Below are 23,883 nucleotides of genomic sequence, written 5' to 3' on the forward strand. Positions count from 1 at the left end.
GGAACAACGTTCCGCGAGGCACCGCTAGGGTGGGAATGACTGAAGGAGTGAGCCTTGACCGCTGCCCCCACCGACGGCGCCCCGTTCGTCGTCGTCGCCAACAGACTTCCCGTGGACCGCACCGTCTCGCCCGACGGAACCATTGACTGGCGCACCTCGCCCGGTGGCTTGGTGACGGCCCTCGAACCCGTCATGCGAGCCAAGGGCGGTGCCTGGGTCGGGTGGCACGGAGCGCCCGACGAGACCGTCGAGGAGTTTGAGCACGACGGTTTCACGGTGGTGCCCGTGCCCCTGTCGGCCCAGGAGGTCAACGAGTACTACGAGGGATTCTCCAACGCCACCCTGTGGCCGCTCTACCACGACTCCGTGGCCTTCCCCGAGTTCCACCGGGAGTGGTGGGACTCCTACCAGTTGGTCAACCAGCGGTTCGCCCAGCGGGCGGCCGAAGTGGCCGGCCCCGGCGCGACCGTGTGGGTGCAGGACTACCAGCTGCACCTGGTGCCGACGATGCTGCGGGAACTGCGACCCGACCTCAAGATCGGCTTCTTCCTGCACATCCCGTTCCCACCCGTCGAGCTGTTCCACCAGATCCCGTGGCGTCGACAGTTGCTCGGTGGCCTGATGGGAGCCGACCTGGTCGGGTTCCAGGTTCCCGGCGGCGCGCAGAACTTCCTGCGGCTCGCCCGACGCCACGCCCCCGAGAAGGTGACCGTGAAGGGCAGCGAGATCACCTTGGGCGACGGTCGGGTGGCGGTCGCGAAGGCCTTCCCCATCTCGATCGACACGGACGGCTTCCGGGAACTGGCCGAGTCCGACGAGGTGAAGGCTGAGGCCAGACAACTGCGCGAAGACCTCGGGAACCCGAAGGTGATCTTCCTGGGCGTCGACCGACTGGACTACACCAAGGGTCTGCGCCAGCGCATCAGGGCCATGGGAGAACTCTTCGCCGAGGGCAAGCTCGACCCGTCGGAGGCCGTGCTGCTGCAGGTCGCCACCCCCAGCCGGGAGCGGGTGGAGGAGTACAAGCGCCTGCGTGACGACATCGACCTGCTGGTGGGTCGCATCAACTCCGAGGTGGGAGGGGTTGGACGATCGGCGATCGTCTACCGTCACGCCTCCTTCCCCCGTCACACGATGGCTGCCATGTACTCGATCGCCGACGTGATGGTGGTCACTCCCCTGCGCGACGGCATGAACCTGGTCGCCAAGGAGTACGTCGCCTGCCACGGCAGCGACGACGGCGCCCTGGTGCTGAGCGAGTTCGCGGGGGCCGCGCTGGAACTCAAGCAGGCCTACCTGGTGAACCCGTACGACCTGAACGGCATGAAGGAGACGCTCATGCAGGCGGCCACCGACGGGCCGCGAGTGCGGCGCCGCCGGATGTCGGCGTTGCGCAGGCAGGTGACCGAGCACACGATCGACCGGTGGGCGCAGAACTTCCTCGACACCTTGGACGAGGTGGCCCGAGCCCACGGCTGAACCTTGGGCGCCCACGGCCGGGGCCGTGGGTGCCCGCTCCCGCCGGAACGACGAAAGCCCGTCCTGACCAGCGCACATGCGCTGGTGGGACGGGCTTGGCGAAGTCTTGCTCCCCCGGGAGGACTCGAACCTCCAACCCTTCGATTAACAGTCGAATGCTCTGCCAATTGAGCTACAGGGGATCAGCGTTGCCGCTGTGCGGCTCTCTCGAGCACGCTTGGAAACGCTAGCAGAGCAGCACCGGAGAACAAAAATCCTCGAGGCCCGGATCACAGGTCGTACTGCTCCTGCAGCTCGGTGGTGCGGGCCAGCACGAAAGCACGCACCTGGGGGTCGTCCAGGTCAGCTCGCCCTTGGCTGACCGCCTGCCACACGGTTGCGCCACCAGCGGCTCCCAGCGCCCGCCTGCCTGCAACCATCACCCGACCTCCGCCCGGTGCGTCGAAGTTCTGCTGCACCACGATCGAGGCCATCACCCGCTCGTTGAAGACCTCGGGCACGCGACCGGGGTCGTCCAACACGATGCTGCCGCGCTCGTCGGTGTTGGTGGTCCAGCGCAGCGAGGACGAGTCACGGTTCCATCCGCCCGCCTGCAGCAGGTGCCAGCCGTGCACCTCCCACTGACCCCGGCGGCCGATCGCCAGTGCGCTGTCGAGGGCGACGGCCCATGAGTCGTCTGGGCCTGCGGCCCAGGCCAGCGCCCGTGCGCCCGGGACCCGGGACTCGAGGTCGCGGCTCACCGCGGGGGGCAACGTCTTTCGTCCGAACACCATCCCAGTCTGCCTCAGGCGGCAGACTTCCACGCCACCGCACCCAGCTCGCGGGCCCGCTGCTGCAGCCGGTGATAGGCGCTGCGGCTGAGCCCCAGTTGCGCTCGCACCCGGGCAGGGGTGGCATCGGGGCGCGCCAGGAGCTGCAGCAGGGTCCGTTCCCGCACGGGCAGGTCATCGAGCCACGCCGGGGGCTGCTCGTCCAGGATCTGCTCGTCCGCGGTCTCGTCCGAGACCAGTTCGGGCAGGTCGATTGCATTGCGCAGCTCATCGCGCTGGGTGAAAAGTTCGCGCTGCGCCCGCTGGAGTCGACTGGTGATCCAGATCCACGCCGTGGTCGAGAACCGGGTTCCCCGCCGGTGGTCCCACCGCATGATCGCCTCGGCCAGGCCCAGTTGTGCCTCGCTGACCAGGTCGTCCTCGGGAAGACCGTGACGTCGGGACACCCGCCCGGCCAGCATCCCGGCCAGCCCGACATTGGCCTGCCACATGCGTTGCCAGGCTTCGTCGCCGGCCACCGTCAACGCCTGCAGGTCGTCGAGGGGTGCGTCGGTGTCGAAGTCGCCGTCGAGGGCGGCGCGGGCCAGGACACCGGCCTCGATGGTGCGGGCCAGGTCGATCTCCTCGTCCGCGCTCAACAGGGCGGACCGGGTGGGGCGTGTGTTTGTCATGGATCCCACCCCACCCTCGAAGGGGCGATGGCGCCGGGGAGCGACGACACCTGTGGAGTCCGCATCCGGACAACACCACGTTGTCCACACCCCTTGACATGGTGCCCGCCACACACGGTCGCACCGAAGAACTCCGAGGGCAGGCGACCGGATCAGTCGAGCGCGCCCATCCCCGACTGCTGCAACTGCTTGCGCGTGGCCTCCAATTCGAGCAACCGCGAGAACATCTGGTTGTAGGCCGAGGTGTTCTCGACCGGGTTGGTGCGCTGCAACTTCGACTTGAGGTTGCGCAGGTCATGGGTCACCCGCAGCAACTTCAACCGGTCGGCATATGCCGTGGCGTAGGCCTCGTCGGGCTCCCGGAGCAGCGGCTCCACCATCAGTCCCGTGAACAGTTGGCGCACCACCTCGTCCTGGATCGACTCGAGCACTCGCTCCGACCACTCGGGACCGGTGTAGACGACCGCTGCCAGCGCCTCGAAGACTGCCCGGTAGGCGGGGTGGGAGAAGTCGTCACTGCTGACCCCGTTCCATTCCGCATCGAACAGCAGGGGGTACTGCAGCATCAGCTTGCAGGTGCCCCGCTCCACGGCCGTCGCCCGGTCACCCGGGTCAGGCAACGGAACAGACGACAGCAGCGCCGGCTCGTCCGTCGCCGGGGTCGGAGCAGTCGGACGAAGTACCCGCTCGGGGGGAATTCCCCGCTTGCCGACCCGCTGGACCTCGGCACGCACCTCGTCCACGTCCATGCCGAGCATGCTCGCCAACTCGCGCACATAGCCGGAAACCAGACTCGAGTCGCGGATGGACGACACCAGGGGCGCAGCCTGACGCAGGGCGGCCAGCCGTCCGTCGGCGCGGTCGAGGTCATGGCCCGACAAGGCATTGCGCATCACGAACGTGTACAGCGGCACTCGCCTGGCCACCAGTTCGCGCACGGCCGCGTCACCGTGCTGCAGACGCAGGTCACAGGGGTCGAGACCGTTGGGCTCGACGGCCACGTAGGTCTGGGTGATGAAGTTCTGGTCACCACTGAACACCTTGAGCGCGGCCCGCTGACCGGCCTCGTCCCCGTCGAAGGTGAACACCACCTCGCCGTTGAACGCGTCGTGGTTGCCCATCAGCCGGGTCAGCAGGCGGGCATGGTCGTCACCGAACGCGGTGCCACACGAGGCGACCGCGGTGTCGACACCCGACAGATGGGCGGCCATCACGTCGGTGTAGCCCTCGACGACCACCGCCTGGGACTTCTTCCCGATCTGCTGTCTGGCCAGGTCGAGCCCGTAGAGCACCTGCGACTTCTTGTACACCGGGGTCTCGGGGGTGTTGAGGTACTTCGCCGGCATGCGGTCGTCGTCGAAGATGCGCCGTGCCCCGAAACCAAGCGTGGACGATCCCGAGTCTCGGATCGGCCACAGCACCCGCCCTTGGAAGAAGTCGTACCCCGCCTCGCGTACCAGTCCGGCCGCCACCAGGACGTCGTCGGCGAATCCCGCCCGGTTCAGGTGGTGGCGCAGGTCACGGCCCCCCCGCGGCGCGTACCCGACGCCGAAACGTTCGGCGTCGGTGCGCGCGAAGCCGCGCTGGTCGATGAACTGCCGAGCGGCCAGCGCATCGGTGGTGAGCAGTTGCTTGGCGTAGAACTCCGCGGCGGCGGCGTTGGCCTCGAGAATCCTCACCCGGGTGCCGGGTTGGGTGCGGGGGCCGCCGCCGCGTCCGTCCTCCTCGATGCGCAGCTGCACCCCCACGCGGTCGGCCAACTGCTGCACGGCCTCGGCGAACGACAGGTTGCTGATCTTCTGCACGAAACTGATGACGTCGCCGCCCTCACCGCAGCCGAAGCAGTGGTAGAAGCCGCGGCTCGGTGTGACATGGAAGCTCGGCGTGCGTTCGTCGTGGAAGGGGCACAGGCCCTTCAGCGAGCCGCCACCGGCCTTGCGCAGGGACACGTACGAACCGACCACGTCATCGATGCGGGCGCGTTCGCGGACGAGAGCGATGTCTTCGTCGTTGATGCGGCCGGCCATGGCGCACATGTTAGCCGCGCCCGCGTGGCGTAGGTTCACGGGTGTGACCGTCGAACCCTCCTGGCAACTCGCCGTTGCCCTGGTGGTCCTGGTGGTGATCGGGACGGTCGCGGCGACCTGGGGGCGGTTGCCCCTGCGGCGGTCCCTGCTGGTGGCCTCGGTGAGGGCGGCCCTGCAGTTGGCGGCCGTGTCGGCGATCATCGTCGGTGCCATCCAGAACACACTGGCGGCCGTCGGTTTCGTGCTGCTGATGTTCGCGATCGGCGTGCACACCACGGCGACGCGGACGGGCACCCGGCGGCGTTGGCCCTGGGTGGCCCTGGCGATGGCCTCCGGTGCCCTACCGGTGCTGCTGGTCATCTTCGGATTGCAGGTGGCACCCTTCACCGGCATCAGCATCATCCCGATCGCCGGGATCATGGTGGGCAACATGATGAGCGTGCACACCCTCAATGGACGACGCCTGTTCGCTGCGCTGCGGGACGCGCACACCGAGTACGAGGCGGGGTTGTCGGTGGGACTGACCCGATCCGAGGCGATCGACGAGGTCACTCATCGGCACGCCACCGAGTCGTTGGTGCCCAGTCTCGACTCCACCCGCACCACTGGTCTGGTCACCCTGCCGGGCGCCTTCATCGGGGTCATGCTCGGTGGTGGCAGTCCTGTCCAGGCAGGGGCCGCCCAGGTGCTGGTCCTGGTGGGTATCCTCGCCGGTCAGTTCGTGACCGTCACCGTCTCACACCGACTCATCCGGGCGGCCAAGCTGCTGCCCGTCGACCTGGTCGCCTCGCTGCGGCCGTGACGGTCAGCCGAGGCCTCGCCCGATGCCCTCGGGCAGGCGGTCCGGACCCCACCCCAGCACCAACTCGGCCTGGTCGAAGGCGAACCGGTCGGTCATGCCGCCCACGTAGGTGACAGCGCCCCGGACGGGGTCCTGCTCGGTGCGGTACTCGGCCGGCATCAGTTCGGGACGAGCCAGGTAGGCCCCCACGAGTCCGTGCAGCACCTCGACCACGACGTGGGACTGCGCCAACGACTCGGGTCGGGTGTAGATGCGCTCATAGTTGAAGGCCCGCAGCGCCGCCAGTGCGCCAGCGGTGTAGGCATCCATCCCCACCTGCCCGGTCTGCTGGGTGGTGGCGATGACAGCACGGATGAACCGCCCCAACTGCTGGCCACGGGTTCGTCCGACCCGTTCGGCGACCAGCCGGGGCAGGTCGTCGAGGTGCACGATGCCGGCGTGAACGGCGTCCTCGAGGTCGTGGGCGCAGTAGGCGATGCGGTCGGCCCAGCTGACGATCTCGCCCTCCACGGTCATCGGAGCGGGTCTCGACCAGGAGTGGTTGCGGATGCCGTCCAGGGTCTCGGCACACAGGTTGAGGCCGCTGAGGACGACGTCGGCCCCCCAGGGTCCGTGGTCGTAACCCTCCGGGATGAAGGCGTCGAAGGCGTCCTCGCTCGCATGTCCGCCGGGGCCATGACCGCAGTCGTGGCCAATGGCGATCGCCTCGGTCAGCGACACGTTGGCACCCACCCCGCGGGCGATGGAGGTGGCCACCTGGGACACCTCGAGTGCGTGCGTCAGACGGGTCCGCTGGTGGTCGCGGGGTGCGACGACGACCTGCGTCTTGCCCGCCAGTCGCCGGAACGCGGTCGAGTGGATGATGCGATCCCGGTCACGCTCGAAACAGGTTCGCTCGCTGTCGGGTTCCTCCTCGATGGCACGGTTTCCTGCCCCACGTGCCCGGGTCGCCCCGGGCGCCAGCAGTGCGTCCTCCCGTTCCTCCCGGGCCTGACGAGTGACGTCGCGGGCCTGCAGGTGGGCGTCCGTGTCACGGTGCGCGCGGACGACGTCGGCCCCACTGGGAGCGGGGTGGCCGGAATGGGTCGCTGCCCACGCCTGTGCTCGGGGCATCACGACGGCATCGGGTTGTTCTGCACACACGCCAGTCAGTGTGCCAGTCGCGGGCAGGAGGGGGCCGTGGGCAATACTGATGGCACGCGACAAGGAGCCTCCCGATGACCAACCAGCCCTCGGCAAACAACCCTCAACAGCCGGCACCTCAGCAGCAGCCATGGGGGCAGCAGCGACCGTGGGAACAGACGCCGGGCAATGCCCAGACGCCCTCCTGGGACCAGCAGGCTCCCCAGCAACCCTGGGGGCAGTCCTCGGCGAACCAGCCGGACCAGTACGGCCAGCCCGCTCAGTACGGGCAATCGCCTCCGTACGGGCAGCCCCCTCAGTACGGCCAGCCCCCTCAGTACGGGCAAACCTCCCAGTACGGCCAGGTGCCTGCTCCTTACGGCTACGGTGCCACCCCCTACCAAGCCCAGCCCGCCGGCCCCACACCACGGGGCAACGTGCCCCTGGTGTTGGTTGGCTCCGCCTTCGTGGTGAGTGTGGTGCTGAGCGTCTGGGGCGCCGCCGCCGCGGCCAACTACGTCACCCTCTCCAACTCCGAGGGTGACGCCGCCGCGGCAGAGTCGAGCTATGCCCTCGAACTGGGGGGCTCGGTGCTGCTGCAGTTGGTGCCCATCGTCGTGGGCATCGTCGGTCTGGTGCTCGGCATCCGCGCCATGCGGCACCCGCAGACCAAGACCAAGGGGCTGATCGCGATGGTGGGCGCGATCGTGGCACCGATCGTCAGCCTGGTCGTCTTCTTCGCCGGGGTGGCCGGCGCAGTCGGCTAACCGCCGGAACTGTCCAGTTCGGCTTCTGCCAGGTCGAGTTCGCAGCCCGAGGTGTCGTCCAGCCAACCGGTCGGCATGACCACCTTGTGGCGCGGGCTGCCTTGGCGTCCGCGCGGTCGTCCGAGTTCTCCCTGCGGGTAGGGAGCGTCGTGGTCGAGTTGCGCGAGCAGGCTGTCCAGTTCGTCGAAGGTCGAGATCATGGCGAGCGCATGGCGCAGTTCCCCACCCACCGGGAAGCCCTTGAAGTACCACGCCATGTGCTTGCGCATGTCGGTCAGGCCGTGCTTCTCACCCATCACCCCCGCCAACAGTTCCGCGTGCCGGCGCACGATGGCGGCGACCTCGCCGAGACTGGGCAGGGCCCGGGTGTCACGGCCGGCCATCGCGTCGGCCAGGTCACGGAACAACCACGGGCGACCCAGGCATCCGCGACCGATCACCACCCCGGCGCTACCGGTCTCCCGCATCATGCGCACGGCATCGGCGGCCTCCCAGATGTCGCCATTTCCCAGCACCGGGATCTCGACGTGCTCCACCAGCGCCCCGATGGTGCGCCAGTCGGCCTGACCCGCGTAGGCCTGTGAAACAGTGCGCGCGTGCAAGGCGATGGCGGCACAGCCGGACTGCTCGGCGATGCGGCCGGCATCCAGGTAGGTGAGGTGGTCGTCGTCGATGCCCATCCTGGTCTTCATGGTGACGGGCACCCCGAACGGGTCGGCGGCCGCGACGGTCGCCTCCAGGATCTGGCGCAGCCGGTCCCGCTTCCAGGGGAGCACCCCTCCCCCGCCCTTGCGTGTGACCTTGGGCACGGGACAGCCGAAGTTGAGGTCGACGTGGTGCACGCCGTACTGCTCGCACAGGATCGTCGTGGCCTCGGCCACCATGCCCGGGTCGACCCCGTACAACTGCACCGAGCGCACCTGCTCATTGGGGGCGAAGGCCAGCATGGCCTTGGTGCGGTGGTCGCCGTACACGAGTCCCCGGCTGGTGATCATCTCGCAGACATAGAGTCCTGCGCCCTGTTCCAGACAGAGCTGGCGGTAGGCCGCATTCGTGATGCCGGCCATCGGGGCCAGCACCACCGGGGTCTCGGCAACGACGGCGTCGCGCCGGCTCGGGGCGTGCAGGCGCAGGGGTGCGAACTCGGTGGTGGTGACAGTCACGACGGACGATCCTACGCCGCGCGCCCCGTCAGCCCCATTTCGCGGCGAGTGCCCGCAGCACCCGGTCGTTGCGGTTCGTGGATGGTCCGCTGATCCGCTCGATCTTCGCGAAGTTCGTCCGCACCTGGTTGAACGGCACGTCGACCAGCAGGTGGATGGCCCGGCCGCGGACGACCAGCCTCTCCCCTGTCGTCGACATCTGCTCGATCTCGCGCGCCACCGCCGCCGAGGGCTGTCGCTTCATCACCGACACGTACGATCCGACCTTGGGCGTGAACGTGGCAGCCAGGTCGTCCACGTCGGCCACGATCCCACCGAGTTCGGCGGTCGACAGCACGATCGTGCTCACCTCGAACCCCCGGTCGGTGAGGAAGACGGATTCAAGGGCGTCCTCCAGCTTCTCCCGCGAGCGCAGCGGCGACTCCAGACGAACATTGCCGGTCTGGATGTGGGTCTGCACCCCGGCGAACCCGGCCGCCTCAAGGGCGGCACGGAGTTCGGCCATGGGGTACTTCCGCCCACCGACGTTGACCGCCCTCAGCAGGGCGATCCACACGCCCACGTCAGACTCGCTCCGCGATGACGATGCGGGCTCGCTCGGGCACCCCGACGCCGGTCAGGATGCCGTGGGTGGCCAACTGACGTCCGGTCAGCACCGTGGGCGAAACGACTGCACCACGTACCTGCGTCAGTTCGAGTTCGCTGACCCGGTAGCTGGCGTCTGGGTCGAGCCCGGGCAGACGGATGGCCCCGATGGTCCAGGTGGTCGACATCTCGAGTTGGGTGATCGAGAAGATGCCGCGGTCGGCTGTGACCACACCGTGCACGAAGACCCCGGGCTGGGTGTCGAGCCGCACCAAGGTGCCGCCGAGCAGGTGGGCACGGTTGTCCTTGTACCACTGCACCCACGCCTTCAGCGCTGCGACCTCGTCGTCTGTGGCCTGCTTCAGGTCCCACTCGATGCCCAGGTGACCGAACACTGCCGTGGCGGCACGGTAGTTGATGTCGTGGTGGCGACCAGTGGTGTGCGAGGCCCCGGAGGCGATGTGCGAACCCATCAGCTCGGGCGGCAACAGTTGGGTCGTCCAGCGGAGCATCTGCTGACGGTCGGTCGGGTCGATGTTGTCACTCACCCAGACGCGGTCGCAGTGCTGCATGACCTCGAGGTCGATGCGGGCACCACCCGAACTGCACGACTCGATCTCGAGCCCCTGGTGGGCCGCCTTGAGCTCGTCGACGAGGCGGTAGAAGGCCAGGGTCTGCTCGTGCACCGCGGGTCGGCCGTCGGGAGCCGTGCCGGCGTCGAGCAGGTCGCGGTTGTGGTCCCACTTGATGTAGCCGATCTCGTACTCGTTGAGCAGCGCCATCATCTGGTCGCGCACGTGGGCGTACGCCTCGGGCACGGCCAGGTTGAGCACCCACTGGTTGCGTGACTCCAACGGCATGCGACCGGGCACCTGCATCACCCACTCGGGGTGGGCGCGCGCGAGGTCGGAGTCGGGGTTCACCATCTCGGGTTCGAACCAGAGCCCGAACTGCATGCCCAACTCACGCACCTTGTCGATGAGGGGGTGCAGGCCCTGCGGCCAGACGTCCTGGGAGACGACCCAGTCGCCCAGCCCGGAGTGGTCGTCGCGACGGGATCCGAACCAGCCGTCGTCGAGCACGTACCGCTCGACACCCACGGCCGCAGCGCGTTCGGCCAGGTCGATCAGACGGTCGGCGTCGTGGTCGAAGTAGACGGCCTCCCACACGTTGATGGTCACCGGACGATCGGTGCCGACCGGGTGTACCCGGCGCAGGAAGGCGTGGTTCTGGTGGGCGATGGCGTCGAGGCCGTGGCCGTGGCTGAAGTAGACCCACGGGCCGGCGTAGGACTGTCCGTTGGCGAGCACCATCTCACCGGGCAGCAGGATCTCACCGCCTCCGACCAGCTGTTCACCCGTGAGCACGCGCTCGGCGTAGTGCAGGTGGTTGCCCGACCAGCCCACGTGCACGCCCCAGACCTCGCCCTCGGCGAACCCGAAGCCGGGCTCCCCGAGGTGCACGATGGTGGCCGCGTCGGCACCGGTGCGGCCGTGGCGTCCTTCACGCACGTGCGCCCCGACACCGAGGGTGGTGCGCTGCGGCACGCGCTCCTTGCCCCAACGACCGGCAGTGTCGAGCACCTCGCTGGCGCGGTAGGGCACGGGCAGGGCGACGTTGAGCTCGCCCACCTGGTAGCCGTCGTCGCCACCATTGGTGACCGTCGCACGCACCCGGACGAGGCCGGCATCGTCGATCTCGACCTCGATGGCCAGCTCGAGCCGGGTGCTGGCGCAACCCGCCCGCACCTGCAGCACGTGACCGGTGGCGACGGCATCGGGATCCGCCTCGGAACCGTCGAGCAGCACCTGGTTGACCACGAACTTCGGGGCCCAGTCCTTGCCCGAACGCGAACCGCTCAGTCCCGGACGACCCGTCCAGCCCATCCACGTCTCGGGCACCAGTGCGGTGCGGTGGAAGTCGGCGGGCACGCCGTTGTTCATGCCGGAGCCGCCCAGCACGGAGTCCATGGCCTCGAACTGGTCGACCGAGAGGTCGCCGAGGGGGTCTCCCCAGTGCAGCACGGCAGGCAGGTCACCGCGACTGATCTTCAGCGCGACAACGCTCTTCTCCGAGGTGAGCAGGATGCGGTGGGTGGGCAGCGCGGAGGGCTGGGCGTGAACGTCTGTGGCCATGCATCGAGCCTAGCGGTGAGCACCGACACGACATCGGCGGTGCACGCCATTCGGGCTGGCGTTCGCCTCAGCTGCCGCGCGGTCGGTTCTCGCCGAGGAGCTCCGGGGAGAGGTAGGCGCTGGGTTCGTCCACCGCCATCGACAGCATGGGCACGACCGTCATCTTCGACTCGTACCCCTGCAGCGCTCTCCGGTAGGAGCCGATCTCGTCCCAGACGTGCACCAGGGCCCACAGGTCGGGCTCGTCGACGTTCTGCACGAGCTCGATCGAGATCAGTCCCGGTCTGGCCTGTAGCACCCCCATCGCCGCTGCGGCCTGTTCGCGGAACAGGTCGCGGCGTTCATCAGGGACCCGGAAGCGGTTGAGCACGATCACGGAGCCCAATTTAGCCTCCCCTGTCCCGGCCGCCCTGCGAAGCCCAGCCAGCCGACGTCAACGCCGGACTGCGGCTGCAGGCTGGGCTGATGGCACACTGGGGACGATGACCACGTCGCAGACCACCCCTCCCGTCCGCCGGACAAAGCAGCGTGCTGCCATCCGCGAACTGGTGGCCGCGACCGACGAGTTCCGGACCGCCCAGCAGGTGCACGACGACCTCAGACTGCGCGGCGAGTCGGTGGGGTTGGCCACTGTCTACCGGGCCCTGCAGTCGATGGCCGAGTCCGGCGAGCTCGACGCCGTCCGACAACCTGAGGGAGAGATCGCCTACCGGGCCTGCGCCGCCCGGGAGCACCACCACCACTTGATCTGCCGAACCTGCGGCAGGACCGTCGAGATCAGCGCCAGCGAGGTGGAGTCGTGGGCCGATCGAGTGGCCCGCCAACACGGTTTCAGCGATGCCGGCCACGAACTGGAGCTCTACGGGCTCTGCAGCGACTGCGCCGACTGATCCGCGGCCGGGTCCAGCTCACCGACGACCGCTGAGAAGCTGCGTTCGACGTGGCTGAAGGAACGCAGCCCGTGCTCAAGGTGCCAGGTCGCGAACGCCGAGACGATTCCGCTCACCTGACGTTGCACCATGGGCGTGGCCGCACGGGTCGAGGGCCAGTCCCCTCGCACCAGGGCGGCGAGCAGGACCGACGCGTCCGCCGACACCCGTACCGCTCCTGAGCCTCGGCAGCCGCCGCAGACCATCCCTCCGGACGACGGTGAGAAGAACGGATGCGGCCCGACGCGCCCACAGGCCGCACACGAGTCGAGGGCCGGTGAGTAGCCGGCGAGTGACAGGGACCGCAGCAGGTAGGAGTCGAGGATCATGCCGGCCGAACGGGGCCCGTCGGTGGTTCCCTCCCCCAGCACCCTGAGGGCACCGGCCAGCAGCAGGTAGTGGCGAAGGGCGGGCTCGTTCTCGACGCTGACCAACCGGTCGACCGTCTCGAGCATCACCTGCCCGGCCGTGTAGCGCTCGTAGTCAGCCAGGATCGGCTCGGACCACGCGTGCAACTGCTGCACCTGGCCGCAGATGTCGAGGCTTCGTCCCTCGATCACCTGCAGATCGACGTGTCGGAACGGTTCGAGCCGTCCACCGAACTTCGAACTGGTGCGGCGCACCCCGCGCGCCACCGCTCGCACCTTGCCGTGGGTGCGGGTCAGCAAGGTGATGATCCGATCGGCCTCGCCCAGCTTGTGGGTGCGCAGCACGATGGCTTCGTCACGGTAGCTGGGCATGTCGTCCATTCTCCCACCGGATACCCTGAACGGGTGAAGCGAAGCGTGGGTGTCTGGGCCGGTGCCCTGGCCCTGGCGACCACGCTGGTGCTGGGGGGCTGCGCGAACAAGGCCGACGCCGAATCCGTCACCGTCGACTTCGCCCGTGCCGGGGCGGTCGAGACGCTGGTGCTCGCTCCGAGCACCCCGGGCCACCCGGCGCTGCGGCCCTTCCTGCGCTCGGCCTACGCTGCTGCCGGACTCGACCTCGACGTCACCCAGGTGAGGAACACCGCAGACCTGCGGACCAGGGTCCGCGACCTCGAGGACCACCCTCCTCCCACCCTGGTGGTCGAACTTCCCCACTCCGACCAACCCGCCGACGAGTTGGCGGCAGTCGTCAAGGCCGGGGCCAGCGTGTTGTGTCTGGGAGAGCGACCGCAGGTGTCGACGGGCATGTGCTCGGTCTTCGTCGGTTGGGACGACTGGGCTGGCGGCTTCAACCAGGCCGCCGCCCTGACAGCGGCCCTGGGCCAGACCGAGGGTCGCCGCTGGAACGTCGAGAGCCTCGGTCTGGCACCCGACGACAAGGCCGGCGCCGCCCGGCTCCGGGGAACGTTCGTCCAGCGCCTGCCCTACCGGTCGGACTCACCGACCATCACCAAGACCGGGAGGCTCTACTACACCCAGGTCGAGGTGCCCGATCTCGACCCGGGGCGGGCGACCGAGCAGTTGTCGACCACCATCCAGGCCACCTACCTCAACCAACCCATGGACGGCCTGTTGCTACCCACCGACGACTTCATCGCACCGGCGCGCGCCGCCTTCGAGCTGAACCGCCGACCACTGCCCCTGATGGTCTCGGCCGGAGCAACGCCCGCGGGGCTGAAGGCCCTCGCCGACGGCATCGTGGTGGCCACCGAGTACCGCGACCCGAAGCTGCTGGCCCACCAGGCAGCCCTTACCCTGTCGACAGTGCGGTCCGGTCGTCCCGTGGTGACCTCCCCGCGCCGTGACTGGGAGAACGGGTTCGGCGAGATCCCGGTGGTCTTCATCACCCCGGTGTCGGTGACCCTGGCGAATGCGGCCACCACCTTGGCCGACGCCCCCGAGATGCTCGCCCACCTGCAGTGAGGAGCCCCATGTCGCCCCGACCCCCTGAGCCCCACCCCAGCGGCGCCAGACCACCGGTCATCGCCGCCAAGGACCTGCCCCGACACGTCGCCATCGTGATGGACGGCAACGGGCGATGGGCCAAACAGCGTGGGCTCAAGCGCACCGAGGGACACGCACGGGGCGAGGACTCCCTGTTCGACGTCATCGCCGGCGCCATCGAGCTCGGGATCCCGTACCTGTCGGCGTACGCGTTCTCGACCGAGAACTGGAAGCGCTCCCCCGACGAGGTGCGGTGGTTGATGGGCTTCAACCGTGACGTGATCCATCGACGCCGCGACCAGCTCGACGCGATGGGGGTACGGATCCGCTGGGCAGGCCGGGAACCCCGGTTGTGGAAGTCGGTCATCCACGAACTGAGGGCGGCCGAGGAGCAGTCGCGGAACAACACCACCCTCACCCTGCAGTTCTGCGTCAACTACGGTGGACGAGCCGAGATCGTCGACGCGGTACGCCGACTGGCGGCCGACGCCAAGGCGGGGCGGATCGATCCCGACCGGATCACCGAGGACCGGCTCGAGCGCTACCTCTACTGCCCCGACGTGCCCGAGGTCGACCTGTTCGTCCGCTCCTCGGGCGAACAGCGCACCAGCAACTTCCTCGTGTGGCAGTCGGCCTACGCCGAGATGGTCTTCCTCGACCGGCTGTGGCCGGACTTCGACCGCCGTGACCTGTGGCACGCCGTCGAGCTGTACGTGAACCGGGACCGTCGTTTCGGCGGCGCCGTGCCGAACGAGCAGACCCCGAACGGGCAGATCGCGAACGGGCAGATCGCGAACGGGGAGCTGCCGGGGCCGGCCGGCCGCGGCTGACCGCCCGCGTTCACTGTTTGACGACAGCAACGAAGTCGCTCCACACTGTCGCCCATGCCCGGACAGCCGAAGCACGCGCGCCGCAAGCCCGGCTCCCAGCCTGCCCTTCGCCACCAGAACACCCAGCGGGTGGTGGAGACCCTCGCCCAGCGCGGACCGACCACCCAGGCCAAGTTGAGCCGACTGACCGGCCTGTCGACGGGCACCATCTCGAACATCGTCCGCGAGCTCAGCGCTGCCGCGCGGGTGACCACCACACCTGTCATCGACTCCGGCCGGCGGGCGATGGAGATCGCGCTACGCGCCGATGCCCGCGTCTGCGTGGGGGCCGACCTGAGCGAGGGACGACTGCGCCTGGTGCTGGCCCGCACCGATCACGAGGTGCTCCGATCGGTGGACGTCCCCCTGACGGCGACCACCCCGTCGGGACAGCTGCAACAACTGCGCCGACAGGCCGACGACCTGCTGGACGACCTCGGCATCACCGTCGACGACGTGATCGGAGCGGTCATCGGTCTACCCCCGGCCACCCATGCGTTCTCCGGCGACGACCGGCTCTCGACCTGGGACGACATCGACCCGTCGCCGCTGGCCGAGGTCACGTTCTCGTACGAGTGCCGCTTCGAACCGGCCGCCGCACTGGCCGCGTTCGCCCAGATCTCGTGGGGCCCCTACGCCAGTTCGAGTTCGGTGGCACACCTGACCCTCGGCGTCGAGCCGGTGGTCGGTCTCGTGGTCGACAACCGCCTGGTCTCCGGCCGGGTGGGAGCGGCCGGCCGGATCGCCCACCTCCAGGTCGTGCCCCGTGGCGAGATCTGCCGCTGCGGCAACCGCGGCTGCCTGCAGACGGTCGCATCGTCCGCCGTGGTGGCAGGGCTGGTGGCCCGCGCGCGCCGGTTGCCCTCCCTCACCGATGCCGGTGTCGTGGCTCTCGCCCAGGAGCGCGACCTGCCCGCCCTCCGGGTGCTCGAGGACGTGGGCGAGGCGATCGGACAGGCCCTGGCTGCCGTCTGCACCGTGGTCAACCCGGCAACAGTCGTGATCGGTGGCACCCTCGCCGAGGCCGGGGCGCCCCTGTTCGACCCCGTGCAGCGGGCCTTCGTCAGGCATGTGATCCCGGCGGTGGCGCAGACCACCGTCATCACCCGGTGCCAGCTGGGGTCGACTGCGGCGGCCTTGGGGGCGGCCGCCCTGGTGGCCCGCACCGAGGCGCTGCGCCTGCAATAGGCGACCCGCCCTCCAGGGCTGGAATTGAAGCAGATAGCTTGCGTTCAAGAGTTGACCGCATGCGGTTCAGGGCCTAGCTTGAGGCGACGACCTGACAACGACGTCACAGGAGTGAGATGACCGACAGTCACGCCCCGCTGTCCGCAGCCGGGGCAAACCCGGGCCCCGGTTTCGTGGAGCCAACCGCCGAGAGCGACGACAGCCGCCCCGGCGACACCTTGCTGGCCATGCGCCACATCACCAAGACCTTCCCCGGCGTGAAGGCCCTCGACGACGTCAACCTGACCGTCAGGCGCGGTGAGATCCACGCGATCTGCGGCGAGAACGGCGCCGGCAAGTCGACCCTGATGAACGTGCTCTCGGCCGTCTACCCGCACGGCAGCTACGAGGGCGAGATCGAGTTCGACGGCAAGCCCGCATCGTTCTCGAACATCCGCCAGTCCGAGGCGGCCGGGATCGCGATCATCCACCAGGAACTGGCGCTGATCCCCGAGTTGTCGATCGCCGAGAACATCTTCCTCGGCAACGAACTCGCCTCGTCGGGAGTGATCAACTGGAACCGCAGCGAGCTCGAGGCGGCCCGGCTGCTGGCCCGCGTGGGCCTGGTCGAGAACCCGAAGACGCCCATCAAGAACATCGGCGTCGGCAAGCAGCAGTTGGTCGAGATCGCCAAGGCGATGAGCAAGAACGTCAAGCTGCTCATCCTGGACGAGCCCACCGCCGCCCTGAACGAGACCGACTCGGCCCACCTGCTCGACCTGCTGCGTGACCTGCGTTCGCGCGGCGTGACCTGCATCATGATCAGCCACAAGCTCAACGAGATCACCGCGCTGGCCGACTCGATCACCATCCTGCGCGACGGCAAGACCGTCGAGAGCTTCCCCGTGACCGCCGACATCGACGAGAACCGGGTGATCCGGGGCATGGTCGGTCGTCCACTGTCGAGCCGCTTCCCCGACCACACCCCGAACATCGGCGAGACCCTGCTCGAGGTGCGCGACTGGACGGTGCGCCACCCGCAGGTGCCCGATCGCCTCGTCAGCAAGCAGAACTCGTTCCACGTGCGCCGTGGCGAGATCGTCGGCTTCGCAGGGCTGATGGGTGCCGGACGCACCGAGTTGGCGCGGTCACTGTTCGGCCACAGCTACGGGCAGTACGTCTCGGGCGAGGTACGGATCAACGGGCGCCACGCCGACGTGAGCACCGTCAGCAAGGCCATCCGCGCGGGCCTGGCCTACGTCACCGAGGACCGCAAGACCCTCGGCTTCAACCCGCTCGACACCATCCAGGCGACCACGGTGATCGCCGACCTGGCCCGGATCAGCAACCACGGAGTGGTCGACCGTGACCAGGAGGTGGCCGTGGCCGACGACTACCGGCGCTCGCTGCGCACCAAGACCCCGAGCGTCAAGGAGAGGGTCACCAAGCTCTCCGGTGGCAACCAGCAGAAGGTGGTGCTCGCCAAGTGGCTGTTCACACAGCCCGAGGTGCTGATCCTGGACGAACCGTCCCGCGGCATCGACGTGGGCGCCAAGTTCGAGATCTACGGGATCATCCAGAAGCTCGCCGACGCCGGCAAGGCCGTGGTGGTGATCTCGTCGGAACTGCCCGAACTGTTGGGCCTGTGTGACCGCATCTACACCATCGCCGAGGGACGGATCACCGGCTGCCTGCCCCACGGGGAGGCGGACCAGGAGTCGCTGATGCGGCTGATGACCATCGGCACCACCAAGACAGACGACAACGCCAAGGCCGAAGACCTGCTCGCGTTGACCAACGAGGAGCCCAGCGCATGAAACTTCTGAAGGAACTCTTCTCCGGCGACATCCGCCAGTTCGGCATGTTGTTCGCCCTGCTGGCCCTGGTGTTGTACTTCCAGTGGCAATCGGGGGGCCGAGTGCTCACCCCCACCAACCTGATGAACCTGCTCAACGGCAACTCCTACATCCTGGTGCTGGCCATCGGCATGGTGCTGGTGATCATCGCCGGCCACATCGACCTCTCCGTCGGCTCCGTCGCCGCGGTCGCCGGCATCTCGGTGGCACTGGTGATGAGGGACGCGCACCTGCCGTGGTGGGTGGGCATCATCATCGGCCTGCTGATCGGTGCCGCGATCGGTGTCTGGCAGGGATTCTGGGTCGCCTACGCCGGCATCCCCGCCTTCATCGTGACGCTGGCCGGCATGATGCTCTTCCGCGGACTCAACCAGATGCTGGGCAAGTCGAACACCATCCCGGTGCCGGCCGACTTCCAGCAGATCGGTGCCGGTTACCTGCCCGAGATCGGGCCGGACACCGGGTTCAACAACCTCACCATGCTGCTCGGCCTGCTGGCCATCGCTCTGCTGGTGGTGTTCGCCCTGCGTCGTCGCGCCCAGCAGGCCAAGCTCGGGGTCACGCTTCGTCCGTTCGCGGTCACGGCGGTGCAACTCGTGCTCCTGGCAGCCATCATCTTCTTCCTCACCTACATGTTCGCCACCGGCCGTCCGGGCACCTCGTTCCCGATCTCGGGTCTGATCCTGGTGGCCCTCGTGCTGGTCTACAGCTTCGTCGCCGGACGAACGATCCTGGGGCGCCACGTCTACGCCGTCGGCGGCAACCGCCACGCGGCGCAGTTGTCGGGCGTGAAGACCAAGCGCATCGACTTCCTGGTGATGGTGAACATGTCGGTGCTGGCAGCGCTGGCCGGCATGATCTTCGTCGCCCGCTCCACCGCCTCTGGGCCCTTCGACGGTGTCGGCTGGGAGCTCGACGCCATCGCCGCCGTGTTCATCGGCGGGGCAGCCGTCTCGGGCGGTGTCGGCACCGTGGTCGGGTCGATGATCGGTGGCCTGGTGATGGCCGTGCTCAACAACGGCCTGCAGATGATGGGCGTCGGCGCCGACACCACCTCGGTGATCAAGGGCCTCGTGCTGCTGGTCGCCGTCGCCTTCGACGTCTACAACAAGTCCCAGGGCAAGCCCTCCATCACCGGCCTGTTGACCCGCGGGCTGCAGCGTCGCCAGTCGTCGTCCGACCTGCCCGACCAGACCTCGCTCTCATCCGTCGACCAGCAGCCGAACGGACCCACCGGGCAGAACCCGCCCGAACAACCCCAGACCTTGGTCGGCACAGCCGCCGATCACTGATGCAACACACACCAAGAAGAGGAACCATGAAGAAGTTCACGAAGGCCGCGGTCGCCCTGGTGGCTGCCGCCGCCCTTGCCCTCTCCGCCTGTGGCGGTCGCGAGGGCAGCGCCCAGCAGTCGAACTCGACCTCCGGGTTCGACAAGGGCTCCCTGATCGGCGTCGCACTGCCCCAGAAGACCTCGGAGAACTGGGTGCTGGCCGAGAACCTGTTCAAGGACGGCCTGGACAAGGGCGGCTACAAGGCCGACGTGCAGTTCGCCAACGGCGGCGTCTCGGAGCAGCAGAACCAGATCCAGGCCATGGTCACCAAGGGCGCCAAGGTGATCATCGTGGGTGCCATCGACGGCTCCCAGTTGGGCACCCAGCTCAAGGCCGCCAAGGATGCCGGCGTCACGGTGATCGCCTATGACCGCCTGGTGAAGAACACCGACGCGGTCGACTACTACGTCGCCTACGACAACTTCAAGGTCGGCCAGCTGCAGGGCCAGGCCCTGCTCGACGGGCTCAAGGCGCGCAAGGGCAGCGGCCCCTACACCATCGAACTGATCGCCGGTTCGCCCGACGACGCCAACTCGCAGGTCTTCTTCGACGGTGCCATGAGCGTGCTCAAGCCCAAGATCGACGACAAGACGCTCACCGTCGGCTCGGGTCAGACCACGTTCCAGCAGGTGGCCACCCAGGGATGGAAGGCCGAGAACGCCCAGAAGCGCATGGACACCATCATGTCGGGCACCTACGCCGGCTCGACCAAGCTCGACGGCATCCTCTCCCCCAATGACACCCTTGCCCGCGCCGCGATGACCTCCGTCAAGCAGGCCGGCAAGGACGTCCCCGTGGTCACCGGACAGGACTCCGAGGTGGAGTCGGTGAAGTCGATCATGGAGGGCGCCCAGTACTCGACCATCTACAAGGACACCACCGCGCTGGTGCAGCACTCGATCGTGATGGTCGATGACCTGCAGCAGGGCAAGAAGCCCGAGGTCAACGACGAGAAGTCGTACGACAACGGCGTCAAGGTGGTTCCGGCCTACCTGCTCGAGCCGAAGATCGTCACCAAGGACAACGCCGCCGAGGTCTACAAGGACGACAAGACGCTCGCCCCGCTGACCAAGGGCTGATCCAGTCCGGTCGTCATCCGAACACCACGACGGGGGTGCGGAGCCACTGGCTCCGCACCCCCGTCGCCCGTGTGGCCGTCGCCCCTGCCAGCTTCGTGGTGTCGTGTGGGGTCGGTGTGGACTTCGTCCCCCGGTCAGCGCACCGAACGGTTGACGGCGCTCAGCACGGCCTTGATCGTGGCCGTGACGATGTCGGAGTCGATGCCGACGCCCCACAGCACCTGGGCATCGTCACCCTCGCCCACCTCCGCCTCGACATAGGCGGCCGCCTGCGCGTCACCCCCGGTGGTGAGCGCGTGCTCGGAGTAGTCGAGGACCCTCACCACCAGACCGCGCTCGGTGATGGCGTCGATGAAGGCCGACAGCGGACCATTGCCTCGTCCGCTCACCTCTCGCCGCTCACCCGCGACCTCGACCACGGCATGGATCTCGTGCTCGCCGTCCTGGGACGAGGAACTCGCCTTGACCAGCTTGTACTTGCCGCCGGTGAGGTACTCGTTGTCGAAGTAGTCCCACATCTGGGCGGCGTTGACCTCACCGCCGTCGGCGTCGGCGTGCGACTGCACCGCGCGAGAGAACTCGATCTGCAGTCTCCGCGGCAGGTTGAGCTTGTGCTCGGTCTTCATGATGTACGCCATGCCGCCCTTGCCGGACTGGCTGTTGACCCGGATCACGGCCTCGTAGGTTCGCCCGACGTCGTGGGGGTCGATGGGCAGGTAGGGGGCCTCCCAGGCCACCTCGTGCAGCCCCACACCCTCGGCGGCGGCCTGCTTCTCGAGCGCCTCCAGGCCCTTCTTGATGGCGTCCTGGTGGGAGCCGGAGAACGCCGTGTAGACCAGGTCGCCCGCATAGGGGTGACGGGGATGCACGGGCAGACCCGTGCAGTACTCCACCGTGCGGCGCACCTCGTCGATGTCGGAGAAGTCGACCTGGGGGTCGATGCCCTGGCTGAACAGGTTCAGTGCCAGCGTCACCAGGTCGACGTTGCCGGTGCGCTCGCCGTGGCCGAACAGGCAACCCTCGACCCGGTCAGCCCCGGCCATCATCGCCAACTCGGTCGCGGCGACCGCCGTGCCCCGGTCGTTGTGGGGGTGCAACGACACGGCCACGTTCTCGCGGTCGCGGACGTTGCGGATGAAGTACTCGATCTGGTCGGCGTAGGTGTTGGGCGTCGAACGCTCCACGGTGGCCGGCAGGTTGAAGATGATCTCGCGGCCTGCGTCGGGCTGCCACACGTCGGAGACCGCGTTGCAGACCTCGACCGCGAAATCGGTCGGTGTCTGGGTGAAGATCTCGGGGCTGTACTGGTAGCCGAACTCGACATCGCCCAGGTGTGACTCCGCATGCTTCATCACCATCTGGGTGCCCCGGGTCGCCATGGCGATGCACTCCTCGGCGCTGATGTTGAACACCACCCGGCGGAAGAGTTCGGCGGTCGCGTTGTACATGTGGATGGTTGCTCGCCGAGCGCCCACCAGCGACTGGGCCGTGCGCTCGATCAGGTCTTCGCGGGCCTGGGTGAGCACCGAGATGGTCACGTCGTCGGGCACGACGTCGTCCTCGATGAGATGGCGGACGAAGTCGAAGTCGGTCTGCGAGGCCGACGGGAAACCGATCTCGATCTCCTTGTAGCCCAACTTCACCAACAGGTCGAACATGGTGCGCTTGCGGGCGGGCGTCATCGGGTCGATCAGGGCCTGGTTGCCGTCGCGCAGGTCGGTCGACAGCCACCGCGGGGCCCGGGTCACCTTGTTGTCGGGCCAGGTGCGGTCGGGCAGGGCGATGGGCACGAAGGGGGTGTACCGGCCGACGGGCATCGGGCTGGGTTGCTGCACCGGTACGGGCTGGCGCAGCGTCCCGAAACGAGTCGGAGCGGTGGCGGCTGGCTGCTCGGACGCAGCCGAAGGGGTGGTGTTCATGAGTCCTCACTGGGTTCGTCGTGTGGGGCGGGCACGTCACAACTCCGCAGCGAGAGGGTCCGCCGGACGATTACCGGGCCTCGCTGCGGCAGTGAAGGAGGAGCCGCACGCACGTCACGGTGCCGACCCTACACCCCGCGTCTGCCAGTGGCCTGTTTGCCCGCGACCCGTCAGACCGCGAACCCTCTGCCCGCGAGGCTCTGCCCGGGACGACCGGTGGTTCCCGGCCCAGCTGCGGCGAGCACCGCGCGACTCGACCCTCGCCGCGATTGAATGAGTGCATGACGATGCCGCCCTCCCATCGATGGACCAGACGAGGCCTGCTCGGAGCGGCCGCAGCGCTGCTCAGCGCCTGCAGCCGACGCGGCTCCCAGACCGAGACCCCCTCACCCAGCGCTCCCCCGGCAACCTCCAGCGGCACTGCCACACCCAGCCAGTCGAGTTCCTCGGCCAGCGCGACCCCCACACCCAGCCCGACACCCACCGCCACCGCGAGCATCGCCGACGTGTTGCGTCCCGGGGTGGTCAACGTGCTCTTCCTCGGCAATGACTCACGCACCGACAACTGGTCGGGTCGTCCCGACGTGATCATGGTCGCCCAGCTCTCGGCCGACCGCACCAAGCTGGCGGTCGTCTCGATTCCCCGGGACACCTTCGTGTCGTACGCCGGCGGGGGCTCGGGCAAGATCAACGCCGCGCAGACCCGAGGTGGCACCGCCGGCATGGTCAAGACCGTGTCGACGTTGTTCGGTGGGCTGCAGATCCACTACGTCGCCCAGACCGGGTTCGCCGGCTTCATCGCGATCACCCGCTGGTTGAAGGGCATCACGGTGACGAACCGTCATGCCACCACCGCCAAGGTGATCTCGACAGGGCGGGTGGTCTCGTTCAAGAAGGGTCGGATCACCCTCGAGGGCACCGACGGGCTGATCTACGCGCGCGAACGCAAGACCCTGCCGCTGGGGGACCTCGACCGGGCAGAGCGCCACCGGGCCCTGCTGCAGGGCATGATCAGTCGACTCAAGCAGCACGCCGCCACCGAACCGACGCAGCTGCCGATGTTGTTGCGCATGCTGCTGAAGAACACCAAGGTCAGCGGCGGCATCTCCGAGCAGAACGTGCTGGGGTTGCTGCCGGCGCTGCGGCGGGTCGACGAGCGGACGATGATCTCGCTGCAGGTACCGATCGAGGGTTTCGCCATGGTGAACGGGGCGTCGGTCAACCGGGTCAACGCCGCCCGCATGCGGGCCCTCGGCGAGGCGATGCGCACCGCCGATCCCGCTGCCTACGTGAAGCAGTACGGGCAGGGGTATGCACCCGGCGGGTGACCGGTGC

The 23,883-nt window shown here is 68.3% G+C and carries 21 protein-coding genes and 1 tRNA gene; 11 read left to right on the plus strand and 11 right to left on the minus strand.

Annotation, left to right across the window (positions count from 1 at the left end; all coding sequences use genetic code 11):
- Nucleotides 1-54: 54 nt before the first annotated feature.
- On the plus strand, nt 55-1,479 hold the full coding sequence (locus QQZ11_RS12900) for an alpha,alpha-trehalose-phosphate synthase (UDP-forming) (protein ID WP_284550702.1): 1,425 nt from the start codon (nt 55-57) through the stop codon (nt 1,477-1,479).
- 109 nt (nt 1,480-1,588) lie between these two features.
- On the opposite strand, the gene QQZ11_RS12905 is transcribed toward QQZ11_RS12900, so the two are convergent.
- The 4 genes from QQZ11_RS12905 to dnaG all read right to left on the minus strand — a co-directional run bounded on the left by QQZ11_RS12905 (nt 1,589) and on the right by dnaG (nt 4,947).
- A tRNA-Asn gene (locus QQZ11_RS12905) sits at nt 1,589-1,661 on the minus strand.
- An 87-nt stretch (nt 1,662-1,748) separates the two neighbouring features.
- Nucleotides 1,749-2,249: a hypothetical protein gene (locus QQZ11_RS12910; RefSeq protein WP_284550703.1), complete on the minus strand. Its 501-nt coding sequence runs from the start codon at nt 2,247-2,249 to the stop codon at nt 1,749-1,751.
- Between the two features lie 14 nt (nt 2,250-2,263).
- Nucleotides 2,264-2,920, minus strand: coding sequence for a sigma-70 family RNA polymerase sigma factor (locus tag QQZ11_RS12915; protein ID WP_284550704.1), 657 nt, complete (start codon nt 2,918-2,920; stop codon nt 2,264-2,266).
- Between the two features lie 152 nt (nt 2,921-3,072).
- Complete coding sequence (dnaG, locus tag QQZ11_RS12920) at nt 3,073-4,947, minus strand: DNA primase (RefSeq protein ID WP_284550705.1); 1,875 nt, start codon at nt 4,945-4,947, stop codon at nt 3,073-3,075.
- Between the two features lie 43 nt (nt 4,948-4,990).
- Here dnaG and QQZ11_RS12925 point away from each other — a divergent pair, with 43 nt between their 5' ends.
- Nucleotides 4,991-5,749, plus strand: coding sequence for an ABC transporter permease (locus QQZ11_RS12925; RefSeq protein ID WP_284550706.1), 759 nt, complete (start codon nt 4,991-4,993; stop codon nt 5,747-5,749).
- Nucleotides 5,750-5,752: 3 nt separating this feature from the next.
- Here the strand turns inward: QQZ11_RS12925 and QQZ11_RS12930 are convergent, their stop codons facing one another.
- Complete coding sequence (locus QQZ11_RS12930; protein ID WP_284550784.1) at nt 5,753-6,862, minus strand: HD domain-containing protein; 1,110 nt, start codon at nt 6,860-6,862, stop codon at nt 5,753-5,755.
- Between the two features lie 104 nt (nt 6,863-6,966).
- Between QQZ11_RS12930 and QQZ11_RS12935 the strand changes: the two genes are divergently transcribed.
- Nucleotides 6,967-7,638, plus strand: coding sequence for a hypothetical protein (locus QQZ11_RS12935; protein ID WP_284550707.1), 672 nt, complete (start codon nt 6,967-6,969; stop codon nt 7,636-7,638).
- Here the strand turns inward: QQZ11_RS12935 and dusB are convergent.
- The 4 genes from dusB to QQZ11_RS12955 form a co-directional block, all read right to left on the minus strand.
- Nucleotides 7,635-8,717, minus strand: coding sequence for a tRNA dihydrouridine synthase DusB (gene dusB, locus QQZ11_RS12940; RefSeq protein ID WP_284550785.1), 1,083 nt, complete (start codon nt 8,715-8,717; stop codon nt 7,635-7,637). The genes QQZ11_RS12935 and dusB overlap by 4 nt on opposite strands.
- A gap of 112 nt (nt 8,718-8,829) precedes the next feature.
- Entirely contained in the window at nt 8,830-9,363 is a 534-nt protein-coding gene (locus QQZ11_RS12945) for a DUF1697 domain-containing protein (RefSeq protein WP_284550708.1), read from the minus strand.
- A gap of 1 nt (nt 9,364) precedes the next feature.
- Nucleotides 9,365-11,521 carry an alpha-galactosidase gene (locus QQZ11_RS12950; protein ID WP_284550709.1) on the minus strand — a complete coding sequence of 719 codons (2,157 nt, stop codon included), beginning with the start codon at nt 11,519-11,521 and terminating at the stop codon, nt 9,365-9,367.
- Nucleotides 11,522-11,588: 67 nt separating this feature from the next.
- Complete coding sequence (locus QQZ11_RS12955; RefSeq protein ID WP_284550710.1) at nt 11,589-11,897, minus strand: antibiotic biosynthesis monooxygenase family protein; 309 nt, start codon at nt 11,895-11,897, stop codon at nt 11,589-11,591.
- A gap of 106 nt (nt 11,898-12,003) precedes the next feature.
- Between QQZ11_RS12955 and QQZ11_RS12960 the strand changes: the two genes are divergently transcribed.
- A complete protein-coding gene (locus QQZ11_RS12960; protein WP_284550711.1) occupies nt 12,004-12,411 on the plus strand; it encodes a Fur family transcriptional regulator in 408 nt (135 codons plus the stop codon).
- On the opposite strand, the gene recO is transcribed toward QQZ11_RS12960, so the two are convergent.
- Nucleotides 12,381-13,190 (minus strand): DNA repair protein RecO, encoded by an 810-nt coding sequence (recO, locus tag QQZ11_RS12965; protein WP_284550712.1) that lies wholly within the window; start codon nt 13,188-13,190, stop codon nt 12,381-12,383. The two genes, QQZ11_RS12960 and recO, sit on opposite strands and share 31 nt — an antisense overlap.
- 33 nt (nt 13,191-13,223) lie before the next feature.
- Between recO and QQZ11_RS12970 the strand changes: the two genes are divergently transcribed.
- The 6 genes from QQZ11_RS12970 (at nt 13,224) to QQZ11_RS12995 (ending at nt 20,629) form a co-directional block, all read left to right on the plus strand.
- Nucleotides 13,224-14,303, plus strand: a complete 1,080-nt coding sequence (locus QQZ11_RS12970) for a substrate-binding domain-containing protein (RefSeq protein WP_284550713.1) — start codon at nt 13,224-13,226, stop codon at nt 14,301-14,303.
- Nucleotides 14,304-14,311: 8 nt separating this feature from the next.
- Nucleotides 14,312-15,154 carry an isoprenyl transferase gene (locus tag QQZ11_RS12975; protein WP_284550714.1) on the plus strand — a complete coding sequence of 281 codons (843 nt, stop codon included), beginning with the start codon at nt 14,312-14,314 and terminating at the stop codon, nt 15,152-15,154.
- 54 nt (nt 15,155-15,208) lie between these two features.
- The gene (locus tag QQZ11_RS12980) at nt 15,209-16,381 is read left to right on the plus strand and encodes an ROK family transcriptional regulator (RefSeq protein WP_284550715.1); all 1,173 of its coding nucleotides are present in this window, start codon (nt 15,209-15,211) and stop codon (nt 16,379-16,381) included.
- Nucleotides 16,382-16,497: 116 nt separating this feature from the next.
- Nucleotides 16,498-18,177 (plus strand): multiple monosaccharide ABC transporter ATP-binding protein, encoded by a 1,680-nt coding sequence (gene mmsA, locus QQZ11_RS12985; protein ID WP_284550716.1) that lies wholly within the window; start codon nt 16,498-16,500, stop codon nt 18,175-18,177.
- A complete protein-coding gene (gene mmsB, locus QQZ11_RS12990) occupies nt 18,174-19,508 on the plus strand; it encodes a multiple monosaccharide ABC transporter permease (RefSeq protein WP_284550717.1) in 1,335 nt (444 codons plus the stop codon). Before mmsA ends, mmsB begins: the two co-directional genes overlap by 4 nt.
- Before the next feature lie 26 nt (nt 19,509-19,534).
- Nucleotides 19,535-20,629, plus strand: coding sequence for a substrate-binding domain-containing protein (locus tag QQZ11_RS12995; RefSeq protein WP_022910539.1), 1,095 nt, complete (start codon nt 19,535-19,537; stop codon nt 20,627-20,629).
- A gap of 134 nt (nt 20,630-20,763) precedes the next feature.
- Here the strand turns inward: QQZ11_RS12995 and leuA are convergent, their stop codons facing one another.
- Nucleotides 20,764-22,446: a 2-isopropylmalate synthase gene (gene leuA, locus QQZ11_RS13000; RefSeq protein WP_284550786.1), complete on the minus strand. Its 1,683-nt coding sequence runs from the start codon at nt 22,444-22,446 to the stop codon at nt 20,764-20,766.
- A 383-nt stretch (nt 22,447-22,829) separates the two neighbouring features.
- Between leuA and QQZ11_RS13005 the strand changes: the two genes are divergently transcribed.
- Complete coding sequence (locus tag QQZ11_RS13005) at nt 22,830-23,876, plus strand: LCP family protein (protein ID WP_284550718.1); 1,047 nt, start codon at nt 22,830-22,832, stop codon at nt 23,874-23,876.
- Nucleotides 23,877-23,883: the final 7 nt, after the last annotated feature.

The organism is Aestuariimicrobium sp. T2.26MG-19.2B (genome assembly GCF_950101875.1).
GTDB lineage: Bacteria > Actinomycetota > Actinomycetes > Propionibacteriales > Propionibacteriaceae > Aestuariimicrobium > Aestuariimicrobium kwangyangense.

Excerpts from the sequence above, each read along its gene's own strand:
- QQZ11_RS12915 (WP_284550704.1), bottom strand. The coding sequence starts at position 2,920 with ATGACAAACACACGCCCCACCCGGTCCGCCCTGTTGAGCGCGGACGAG.
- dnaG (WP_284550705.1), bottom strand. The coding sequence starts at position 4,947 with ATGGCCGGCCGCATCAACGACGAAGACATCGCTCTCGTCCGCGAACGC.
- QQZ11_RS12930 (WP_284550784.1), bottom strand. The coding sequence starts at position 6,862 with ATGCCCCGAGCACAGGCGTGGGCAGCGACCCATTCCGGCCACCCCGCT.
- QQZ11_RS12935 (WP_284550707.1), top strand. The coding sequence starts at position 6,967 with ATGACCAACCAGCCCTCGGCAAACAACCCTCAACAGCCGGCACCTCAG.
- QQZ11_RS12950 (WP_284550709.1), bottom strand. The coding sequence starts at position 11,521 with ATGGCCACAGACGTTCACGCCCAGCCCTCCGCGCTGCCCACCCACCGC.
- QQZ11_RS12960 (WP_284550711.1), top strand. The coding sequence starts at position 12,004 with ATGACCACGTCGCAGACCACCCCTCCCGTCCGCCGGACAAAGCAGCGT.
- recO (WP_284550712.1), bottom strand. The coding sequence starts at position 13,190 with ATGCCCAGCTACCGTGACGAAGCCATCGTGCTGCGCACCCACAAGCTG.
- QQZ11_RS12975 (WP_284550714.1), top strand. The coding sequence starts at position 14,312 with ATGTCGCCCCGACCCCCTGAGCCCCACCCCAGCGGCGCCAGACCACCG.
- QQZ11_RS12980 (WP_284550715.1), top strand. The coding sequence starts at position 15,209 with ATGCCCGGACAGCCGAAGCACGCGCGCCGCAAGCCCGGCTCCCAGCCT.
- mmsA (WP_284550716.1), top strand. The coding sequence starts at position 16,498 with ATGACCGACAGTCACGCCCCGCTGTCCGCAGCCGGGGCAAACCCGGGC.
- mmsB (WP_284550717.1), top strand. The coding sequence starts at position 18,174 with ATGAAACTTCTGAAGGAACTCTTCTCCGGCGACATCCGCCAGTTCGGC.
- QQZ11_RS12995 (WP_022910539.1), top strand. The coding sequence starts at position 19,535 with ATGAAGAAGTTCACGAAGGCCGCGGTCGCCCTGGTGGCTGCCGCCGCC.
- leuA (WP_284550786.1), bottom strand. The coding sequence starts at position 22,446 with ATGCCCGTCGGCCGGTACACCCCCTTCGTGCCCATCGCCCTGCCCGAC.
- QQZ11_RS13005 (WP_284550718.1), top strand. The coding sequence starts at position 22,830 with ATGACGATGCCGCCCTCCCATCGATGGACCAGACGAGGCCTGCTCGGA.